This is a genomic window from Promicromonospora sp. NPDC060271, assembly GCF_042726755.1.
In the GTDB taxonomy this organism is placed as follows: Bacteria; Actinomycetota; Actinomycetes; order Actinomycetales; family Cellulomonadaceae; genus Promicromonospora.
In genome coordinates, this window is sequence record NZ_JBHXBG010000073.1 from 17179 (window position 1) to 27305 (window position 10127).

General features: G+C 72.3%; 6 protein-coding genes. 1 reads left to right on the plus strand and 5 read right to left on the minus strand.

Annotation, left to right across the window (positions count from 1 at the left end):
- Window positions 1-106: 106 nt before the first annotated feature.
- On the minus strand, window positions 107-2767 hold the full coding sequence (locus ACFWE2_RS13235; protein WP_377224687.1) for a M14 family zinc carboxypeptidase: 2661 nt from the start codon (window positions 2765-2767) through the stop codon (window positions 107-109).
- A gap of 150 nt (window positions 2768-2917) precedes the next feature.
- Here ACFWE2_RS13235 and ACFWE2_RS13240 point away from each other — a divergent pair, with 150 nt between their 5' ends.
- A complete protein-coding gene (locus tag ACFWE2_RS13240) occupies window positions 2918-3496 on the plus strand; it encodes a DinB family protein (protein ID WP_377224688.1) in 579 nt (192 codons plus the stop codon).
- 98 nt (window positions 3497-3594) lie between these two features.
- On the opposite strand, the gene ACFWE2_RS13245 is transcribed toward ACFWE2_RS13240, so the two are convergent.
- From ACFWE2_RS13245 to ACFWE2_RS13260, 4 genes are all read right to left on the minus strand, one after another.
- Complete coding sequence (locus ACFWE2_RS13245) at window positions 3595-5898, minus strand: sodium-translocating pyrophosphatase (protein ID WP_377224689.1); 2304 nt, start codon at window positions 5896-5898, stop codon at window positions 3595-3597.
- A gap of 162 nt (window positions 5899-6060) precedes the next feature.
- On the minus strand, window positions 6061-6813 hold the full coding sequence (locus tag ACFWE2_RS13250) for an HAD family hydrolase (protein ID WP_377224690.1): 753 nt from the start codon (window positions 6811-6813) through the stop codon (window positions 6061-6063).
- The gene (locus tag ACFWE2_RS13255; RefSeq protein WP_377224691.1) at window positions 6810-8327 is read right to left on the minus strand and encodes a helix-turn-helix domain-containing protein; all 1518 of its coding nucleotides are present in this window, start codon (window positions 8325-8327) and stop codon (window positions 6810-6812) included. The genes ACFWE2_RS13250 and ACFWE2_RS13255 overlap by 4 nt, the downstream gene beginning before the upstream one ends.
- A 401-nt stretch (window positions 8328-8728) precedes the next feature.
- On the minus strand, window positions 8729-10081 hold the full coding sequence (locus tag ACFWE2_RS13260) for a M18 family aminopeptidase (protein ID WP_377224692.1): 1353 nt from the start codon (window positions 10079-10081) through the stop codon (window positions 8729-8731).
- Window positions 10082-10127 lie beyond the last annotated feature (46 nt).

Sequence of the window (10127 nt, forward strand, 5' to 3'; positions counted from 1 at the left end):
GGAGCACAACACCGCAGACGATAGCGGTAGCACCCGGTTTTCCCCATACCTCCGGTAATGCTGGACAGCGCAGCACCCGACCCCCGCGGTGGTCACTCCGCGGTGGTCACCGTGCGGCCCAGTGGATGGCCGTCGCCGCCTGGCTCAGGCCGCCCCGCGGATGGGTACGGAAGAAGACCGAGGTGCCGAACACGAACGCCCGCGCATGTCCTACTTTGCCGGATACCGCGGCGGCCTGCCCAATGACGGAGCCCCGCCCGCCCGGTTCCCTGGTCAGGGGCCAGTACCCGGCGCGGAGGCCGCCGTAGGTCAGCTCGGCGGACGTCCCGTCGCCCAGGTCGGTGAACCAGACGGCGGGGTAGACGAAGCCGTGGTCCTGCGGGTGGTCGTCCAGCACCTCGCCAGGGGTCCTGGTGGCCATGATGCCGTTGCTCGCCGGGTCACCGGTCATCGCGGTGCCGCTGACCAGCCCGTACGACTCCGCGGCGGCGAACGCGCCCGCTCCGCGGCCGACGATGGCGCCGTCGTCGTGCAGCCAGGCGAGGACGCGTGTGTGACCCGCCGAACCCACGCGCAGGTCCAGGGACGAACCGATCCACAGCACGTCGGCGTCCTCGAGCCCGGTGGGGTCGCCACGGGCCGCGCGCGCCTCGATCTGGGCCGCCGAGACGGGCACCAGGTCGTCGAACCCGAGCGCCAGGAGCGACAGCCGGTCGTCCTGGTTGCCCGCGTACGCGACGGTCAGGTCCTCGCCGCGCTCGCCCGCTGCGTACTCGGCCCGCGAGACGGTCCCGAAGGAGATGCCGTACCGGTCCGCGACGGCGCGTGCGGCGCGCAGCCCGCGCGGTCCGACCGCGGCTCGCCCGTCCGCAGTCAGCCGGACGGTCACGCCCTGCCCCAGGAGGTCGTTGAGGGCGCGGTGGTCCTGCACTCCTGCCACGTCGAAGGCGACGTACCTCGCCCCCTCCGGGACGCTCCCGCGCGGAGCCCCACGGCGAACCGGGACGGTCCGTCCCACCGGGTCGTCGGAGGTGACGCCCACGCGGTCCACCGTCGCGCCCCAGAGGTAGGCCGGCGACCACGCGGAGACGTCGTACATGGCCGGGACGTCGTCCGAGATGTCCGAGCCGGGCGCGAGCAGCGTGTTCGCCAGCCCACGCAGGGGCTGGTGCAGGTCGACCACGTACGAGCCCGCCGGGTAGGTGGTGCCCGCCAGACGCGTGGGCGCGGCCAGCCGTTCCACCTCGACGCCGTGGAACAGCAGCGCGTCCACCAGGTCCTCGGCGTCCGACGCCGACCGCTGGCCGGAGCCGACCGGGATCACGTACGCGCGCGGGAGACGTACCGCGCCCTGGTCGTCGGCCTCGTCCCAGAGCGGCTTCCACTCGTCCGGTCCGGGGACCGCGCCGATGTTCTCTTTGGTCAGCGCGACCTTGGGCGCCCCGGCCAGCCCGCGGCGGAACAGCTCGGCCTGGTCGGCGAGCATCGAGTCCGAGCTGCTGTGGACGTAGTCGATCATCGATCGCATGACGGTGGCCGCCACCTCGGTGTTCACCGTCGCGTCCGCCCGCGGGGTGGTGCTGCCCGTCGGGTCGATCGGCAGCTCGACCGTGCTGGACACGGCGCCGTGGAGGAGCGCGTACTGCGCGGTGAAGACCGGCGGGTAGTCGTCCCAGCCCGACGGCGTGTCCCGGTACGGGATCTTGATGGACCCCGTGTTCCCTGCCACGACCTGGCCCGTTTCCCGGTCGTAGTAGGTGTTGCCGTCGATCCCGGCAGCGACGACGTCGTCCTCCACCTGGCGGGCTATCGCGTAGGCGTGCGGGAGGAAGAGGTCGTACTCGTAGTTCTCGCCGTGCGGCGGGCCGGCCGGCTCGACCTGGAGCACGTCGGTGTAGCCGTGGAAGTCCCCCGCGAACAGCGGCTGCACCGCCTGCGCCGTGCGCACGTACGAGCGCGCCTCCGGCGTGGCGAGCGTGACCATGTCGCGGTTGGCGTCGAGGCCGAGGGCCGTCGAGCGTGTCGCGCGCGTGCGGCCGTCGGGGTTGAGCGTGAGGCTGAACACGAGCCGGTGCTGCTCCAGCAACCTCTTCGTCGCGACGTCGCCGGCCGTGGCGAGGCGTTCGACGACCCGCAGCGCGGCGTCGGTGCCCTCCCACTCGTCGCCGTGGATGTTCGCGCTGATCCAGATGGGCGTCTTGTAGTCAGTCAGCAGCTCGCGGTTCCGCAGGGCCGCGCTCGGCCGCTCCCTGATCTCCTCGCGCCACGCCGTCTGCCGGGCCGTCTCCGACCGGCGTTCGGGCGCCGTCACCGTGACGAGGTAGAGGTCGCGCCCCTGGGTCGACCTGCCCACCACCTGCGTGGAGACCCGGTCGCTCCGCTCCATCAACCTGGTCAGGTGGGGCGCGAGGTCCGCATGGCTCACGGTGCCGTTCAGCTCGGTGGCCTCCGCCGCGTCCGGCGGGAAGACGCGCAGCTCCGGCTGGTACGGGTAGGACGTAGGCATGCGCAGCGGGTCGCCGCCCCGCGCAGGCAGCGGCGCCGGCGGATCGGCCGGGCGGTCCTCGGAGTCCGCCGTCGGACCCGCCAGGATGTTCGCCTCGATGCCCCGGCCGAGCCCCGCCGCCAGCCCTGTGACCGCGTGCCCCGCCACGAGCGCACCGGAGGACTGCGCGGCTGCAGGTGTGGTCAGCGACCCCGCCACCAGGGCGACGCCGGTCAGCGCGGCGCCCGTCAGGACGGCGAGTGAACGAGTACGAACGAGCAAGAGGTGCCTCCCCAGCGGCAAGTCGGCCAATTCTGGCCCACGGCCCGGGCAAACCGGAACAAAACACAGAGTCTGCTACGTGGTCCCCCGCGGACGACGCCGCCCAGAATGCCGTTTGACCTGGCGGTCGCCCGGCGGTGCACTGTGGTGATGAGCACCGAGCGATGGACCGCCGCAACTGTCTACCCCGACATGTGGACAGACCCCGACGACGACCCGCGCGAAGCGCTGGCGCATCCGGTCGGGGAGAAGGAGACCCTCTGGAACTATCTCAAGCACTACCGGATCACGCTGGAGATGAAGTGCGACGGGCTCGACGCCGAGCAGCTCGCGCGGCGCTCCGTGCCGCCGTCGACCATGTCGCTGCTCGGACTGGTGCGGCACCTGGCAAAGGTGGAGCACGGCTGGTTCCAGGAGGTGCTTGCCGGCCGGGCCGACCTGCCGCCGCTCTACGAGTCGACGGCGGAGCAGCCCGACGCGGACTTCGACGGCGCCGTCGCGGACCCCGCCGTCGTCGAGGAGGCCTGGGCGACGTGGCGGCACGAGGTGCGGGAAGCCGACGCGTGGATACAGGCGCTCCCCGAGGACGGTCTCGGCCGGACCGTCCAGCGCAGGGGCAAGGAGATCCCGGTCCGCGACGTCCTGGTCCACATGGTCGAGGAGTACGCCCGCCACGTGGGCCACGCCGACCTGCTGCGCGAGTGCATAGACGGCCGGGTAGGCCAGTAGCGAGGTGCGCGAAGCAGAGCGCCTGTCCGTGTCTCCCGGCTTGACCCGGGGAGACACGGACAGGCGCTCTACTTCGCTGACCTCGCTCTACCCCGGCGTCAGACGACCGCTTCCGCGCGGTCCTGCTCCGCCTGCTGCTCCGAGTCGACGCGCGAGGCCCGCATGCGGGACCAGATCACGGCACCGAACGCCACGGCCGCCGCCACGAGGGCGATGCCGATCCGGAGCACGTGGTTGGCGTCCGCAGGGATGCTCATCGCCACGACCGCCGGGGCGATCAGCAGGGCGACCAGGTTCATCACCTTGATCAGCGGGTTGATCGCCGGGCCGGCGGTGTCCTTGAACGGGTCGCCGACGGTGTCGCCGATGACCGTCGCGGCGTGGGCGTCGGAGCCCTTGCCGCCGTACTTGCCGTCCTCGACGATCTTCTTCGCGTTGTCCCAGGCGCCGCCCGAGTTGGCCAGGAAGATCGCCATGAGGACGCCCGTGCCGATGGCACCGGCGAGGAACCCGGCCAGCGGCCCCACCCCGAGGCCGAAGCCGACGGCGATGGGCGCGAACGCCGCCAGCAGACCCGGCGTGACGAGCTCGCGCAGCGAGTCCCGCGTGCAGATGTCGACGACCTTGCCGTACTCGGGGCGCTCCTCGTACGTCATGATGCCCGGGTGCTCGCGGAACTGGCGGCGCACCTCGAACACGATGGCGCCGGCGGCGCGCGTGACGGCGTCGACCGCGAGCCCCGAGAACAGGAACACGGTGGCCCCGCCGAGGATCACGCCGACGAGGGTGACCGGCGAGATGATGTCGTAGCTGAGCATCGAGGTCACCAGCCCGGTGCCGACGTTCCCGACCTGCGCGAGCGCGTGGGACACGGCGTCGGCGTAGGAACCGAACAGCGCGGTGGCGGCGAGCACCGCCGTCGCGATCGCGATGCCCTTGGTGATCGCCTTGGTGGTGTTGCCGACGGCGTCCAGGTCGGTCAGGATCTGTGCGCCTTCCTCGTCGACGTCACCGGACATCTCGGCGATGCCCTGCGCGTTGTCGCTCACCGGGCCGAACGTGTCCATCGCGACGATGACGCCGACAGTGGTGAGCAGGCCGCAGCCCGCCAGCGCGACCAGGAACAGCGCGAGCGGCACCGAGCCGCCGGCCAGCAGGAACACGCCGCAGATCGCGGCGGCGATGATGCCGGCCGTGTAGACGGCCGACTCGAAGCCCACGCCGATACCGGAGAGGACGACGGTCGCGGCGCCCGTCCGGGAGGTCGCTGCCACGTGCAGCGTCGGCTTCTTGTCGGTACCGGTGAAGTAGCCGGTCACCCACAGGATGACGCCGGCGAGGACGACGCCGATGAGCACGGCGAGCGCGGAGACGACGCGCGGGTCCGCGGTGACACCCGAGAGGTCAGCCGTGCCGGGCACCTGGTCGAACGACGACGGCAGGTAGGCAAAGGCGGCGATCCCGGCCAGCACGGCACCGACGACCGCGGAGATGTAGAACCCGCGGTTGATCGCGGCGAGCCCGCTCTCGGCCCCACGGATCCGGGTGATGAAGACGCCGAGCAGCGCGACCAGCGCGCCGATCGCGGTGACGATCAGCGGGAACACGAGGCCCTGCTCGCCCATGGCGGCCTTGCCCAGGATGAGGGCGGCCACGAGGGTCACGGCGTAGGACTCGAAGAGGTCGGCCGCCATGCCTGCGCAGTCGCCGACGTTGTCGCCCACGTTGTCCGCGATGGTGGCGGCGTTGCGCGGGTCGTCCTCAGGGATGCCCTGCTCGACCTTGCCGACCAGGTCGGCGCCGACGTCGGCCGCCTTGGTGAAGATGCCGCCGCCGACACGCATGAACATGGCGAGCAGCGCGGCGCCGAAGCCGAAGCCCTCCAGCACGGCCGGGGCGTCGACGTCGTACACGAGCACGACGAGCGCGGCGCCCAGCAGGCCGAGGCCCACCACGGACATGCCGACGACACCGCCGGTGCGGAACGCGATGCGCGCACCCTCGGCGCGGCCGCCGGGACGCGTGGCGGCCGCGGCGACGCGGACGTTCGCCCGCACCGCCAGCCACATGCCCAGGTAGCCGATCGCCGCGGAGAACCCGGCGCCGAACAGGAACGCGATGGATCGGCCGACCCGCACGCCGCCTTCGCCCGGCAGCAGGAAGAGCAGCGCGAACACGACGGCCGCGAACAGCACCAGGGTGCGGAACTGCCGCTTCAGATAGGCGGAGGCGCCCTCCTGGACGGCCTGGCCGATGTCCTGCATCTTGGCGGTCCCATCAGGCGCGGCGAGCACCTGGCGGCGCAGCACGAACGCGCACACCAGGGCGGCGGCCGCGATGACGGCGATCACCGCCACCGTGGTGTAGCTCCCTGCGCCGAAAACAATGCCGTCTTCGAGCATTCGTCCTCCTCGACGAGCTCCGGGGATGTACCCCAGAAAGTGTGTTGCCCTGCACGGGGTTGACCCGTGCAAGGCCTAATGCGTCCCACCGGCAACGTCGATGGCGGGAAGAAGCCAGAGTCTACCCACATGTGACGCCAGTCACTATGTCGGCGGGGTCGTCTAGCGGAGCCCCGCACCGGTTGTGAGCTCGCGGATCTCCTGGAGCAGCCGCGCGGCATCCGTGAGGTCCGGCAGCACGACGTCGGCGCCCGCCTCGACGAGCCGGTCCGCCGGCGTCGTGCCGGATGCCACCGCGATCACGCGCGCGCCGCCCTCGAGCCCGGTGCGCACGTCCTCGAGCGAGTCCCCGACGATCACCGTGTTGCCGACGTCGAACACGCCGCCGTACCGCTCGCCCGCGCGGCCCTGCGCCACCGCCACGAGGGCGGGCCGGTGCGCGTCGTCGGACGAGAAGCCGCCCACCGCGGCGTCCACGTACCGGTCCATGCCGAAGACCCGCAGCTTGATCAGGGCGTTCGCCTCGAGATTGCCCGTGAGGACGGTCGTCACCAGGTCGGGCTCCGCCGCGACCGCCTTGAGCGCCTGCATGGCCCCGGGCAGGACGGAGCCGAGGTTCCGCACGTCCTCGGTGTGCGCGGCGAAGCGCAGCGGCACCGCCTCGAGCATCCGGGGCAGCAGGGCCTCCACCTCGTGGGCGCCGACCCCGTTGTCCTCCAGGAGCCCGCGGATCGCCAGCGGCATCGTCACGCCGGTGCCCTTCGCCGGGAGGCGTTCGGCGGGTCGTCCCACGACCTCGGCGAACGCCTCCCGGTATGCGGTCCGGTCCACCTCCCCGACGTAGACGAGCGTCCGATCGATGTCCCAGAGCACCAGGGCCCTGGCGTCACCGCCGGTGGTGACCGGTGCCGTCACGACGTGAGTGCCGCGATCCGCTCGGTCAGCACCCGGGCGCCCACCCCGGACCGGCGCGACGAACCGCCGCGCCGGAGGTCGGCCGACAGGTCACGCAGGTGCTCCCGCAGCCGCGCGGACTGCACGGTCTCCGCGATGCTCACCGCCTCTTCGCCGGTGGCGCACGCGGCGTCGAGGTCGCCGGCCCTGGCGTGCGCCTGAGCCGCCCGGCTCAGGAACAGCCCGTGCGTGCGGCGCTCCCCCGCGCGCTCGGCCTGGATCGCATGCCGGAAGCTCTCGACGGCTCGCGCCGTGTTGCCGAGCGCCAGGTGCGCCGAGCCGGACTGCCCGTGGATCTCGCCCTCGTTCATCCAGTACAGCCAGTGCGGGTCGTCCTCGCCGCGCCCGCGGGCGCACAGCTCCGAGGCCTCGCCGAGGGCCCGGCGCGCCGCCTCACCCTCGCCCGCCGCGGCGTGGCCGCGAGCCTGGCGCGTGAGCAGGGTGGCCGCCAGGTGGGGTGCGTCGAGACGGGCGATCCGGCGTCGGCCCGCCTCGGCGGCGCGGACCGCGTCGCGCGGGTCGCCGCTGGAGTAGCCGTGGATCGCGAGGTAGGACAGCGCACCCGCGCCGAGCCGGTCGTCGGCCGCGGCGTGCGCGGCGCGCAGACCGGCCAGCATGTAGGCACGAGCCGTGTCGGTGCGGCCTGCGTCGAACGCGAACCAGCCCGCCTGCGTGGCGGTGTCAGCGGCGACGGCGGCGAGCTTGCGGCCTGTGACCTCGTCGTACGTGCTGCGCTCCAGGACGCGGACCACCAGGGCGAGGTGGGCGCGGGCCAGGTCGGCCACCGCCCCGCTGCCCGAGCCCTTGTCCATGACGCGCAGCTCGTCGAGCGTGCCCTGCAGGTGGCCGCAGAGCTCGAGCGAGACGCGGGTGCCCGTTGTCGCACGGCGCAGCGGCTCGGCCTGCTCGGCGTCCCAGCTCTGGATCATCGAGTTCAGCGCGATGCCGGACGCCGGACGCGGCGTGTCGGTCCCGGCGGCCTCGCTCATCGCAGTGGCCGAGACAGGGCCGTTGGCGTCCGTCGGCAGCCAGTCCGCCGTGTTGTCGGCGACGTGCGCCAGGCGGAGAGCGGTGAGCATGCGGTCGGCGGTCCACGGCAGCGCCGGGTCGGGGGCCGTCGGCGTCACCGGCTCCGGCACCGCTGCGGCCTGACCGGACGCGGCGGTGCGTGCGGGAGCTGCGGCGTCGGGCAGCGGGCTGATCCCCGGGAGGGGGAGGCGGACAAGGTCCGGCGGCGTGCCGAGGCCCGTGAGGAACTGGACGACGCGGGAGACGTCGGTGAGGCGGCGGTCACCGCACTCGAGCATCGACAGGTAGGACTGGCTCAATCCGGTCAGGGCCGCCACGTCCTCCTGACGAAGCGGGACGAGCTGCCGCACCATGCGGCTGACCTGCCCGAAGTCCCAGTCCGCAAGCGCTGACCGGACGGCTTCGTCCTGCCAGACCCGCGGCGGCACGCTGGGCAGTGAGACCACGGGCACTGACTCGGTGCGCCTGCACGCGGCGCAGCGAGCTTCGGAGTTGTAGCGGCTGAGTACACAACCACATCGGGCACAAGTGCGAACGGTGGCACGAGGCAACGGGGGCTCCTGGGGTCCGGCATTTCTCTTTTGCCGAGGTTACGGCTCGGATGACCACAGTGGTATCACCCCCCTGAGGTCACTGCATCCGGACGGTACTAGGTATTTTCTTCCAGACCGACGGCCAACTTAGAGCGTACGTTTTCGCAGGTCAGCCGGGATCTTTTTTGGACAAACGTCCAACTCGCGCCCGAATTACGTAAATTGTAGACCCGGACAGAACCAACGAAACATGCATAAGCCCAGGTCACTCCGATTAACCGTGCTAGCGGCCCGTTCCGGGAGGATTCGGCGTTTCAGCGTGCGAGAACGGCCTCCATCGCGCGCGTCAGGTACCACGGATCGACGACGGCGGTGAGCTCACGCGCCGAGTGCATCGACAAAATCGCCACCCCGATGTCCACAGTCCGGATGCCCAGACGCGTCGCGGAGATCGGTCCGATGGTCGATCCGCACGGCAGCACGTTGTTGGAGACGAACTCCTGGGTCGGCACCCCCGCGTCCCGGCAGGCGACGCTCCAGGCCGCCGCGCCGTGCGCGTCGGTCGCGTAGCGCTGGTTCGCGTTGATCTTGAGGATCGGGCCGCCACCCGCCACCGGACGGTTGGCCGGGTCGTGGCGCTCGGAGTAGTTCGGGTGCACCGCATGCCCGACGTCGGACGACACGTGCAGCGACGCCGCGAACGCCCGCGCCCGGTCCTCCGCCGTGGCGCCGAGCGCCGCCGAGACGCGGACCAGCGCCTCCTCGAGGAACGGGCCCGCGGCGCCGGAGCGGGACTCGCTGCCGATCTCCTCGTGGTCGAAGGCCGCGAACACCTGGATCGAACCCCCGGCGGCGCCGGTCGAGCCCGCCCGGACCCGGCCGAGCAGCGCCGTCAGCCCCGCGTGGGTGGACAGCAGGTTGTCCAGCCGCGCCGACGCGAACAGGACCCCGCCCGCGCCGAAGGCCCGGGCCGGCTGGGTGTCGGCCAGCACCACGTCGTAGCCGCCGATGTCCGCCGGGTCGACGCCTGCGTCCGCCGCGAGCGCCGCGAGGACGTCCGCGCTCTGCGCGTCCCCCAGACCCCAGACGGGCTGGGTGTGGCGCTGCTTGTCGAGCGTGAGGCCGTTGTCGTTGACGCCGCGGTCCAGGTGGATGGCGAGCTGCGGGATGCGCAGCATCGGGCCGGTGCGGACGAGGTGCTCGGTGCCGTCGTGGGTGACGATCCGCCCGGCCAGCTCGAGCTCGCGGTCGAGCCACGAGTTGAGCAGCGGCCCGCCGTACACCTCGACGCCCACCTGCCACCAGCCGCCGGCGCCGTGCGTCGTCGGCTTGGGCTTGAGCTTGAAGCCCGTCGAGTCGGTGTGGGCGCCCACGATGGTGAACGCGGTGGTGGGGCCTGCGCCGTCGGGCACCGTGAACGCGATGACCGAGCCGTCGCGGACCACTACATAGCGTCCGCCGCGGGTCACCGCCCAGGCGGCGTCCTCCGCCAGGCGGGTGAAGCCGGCCGCCTCCGCGCGCCGGGCCACCTCCTGCGCCGCGTGGTAGGACGACGGCGACGCGGCCACGAAGGTGCCGAGGTCTTCGGCGTGGGCGCGGGCTGCGTCCGGGACCACGGAGGGCTGGACGGGATCGACGGACCGGGCGGGGGATGTCTGGGCAGTCACCGGGCCATTATCGGACGTGTCAGACGCCCAGGTCACCCGGGTGACC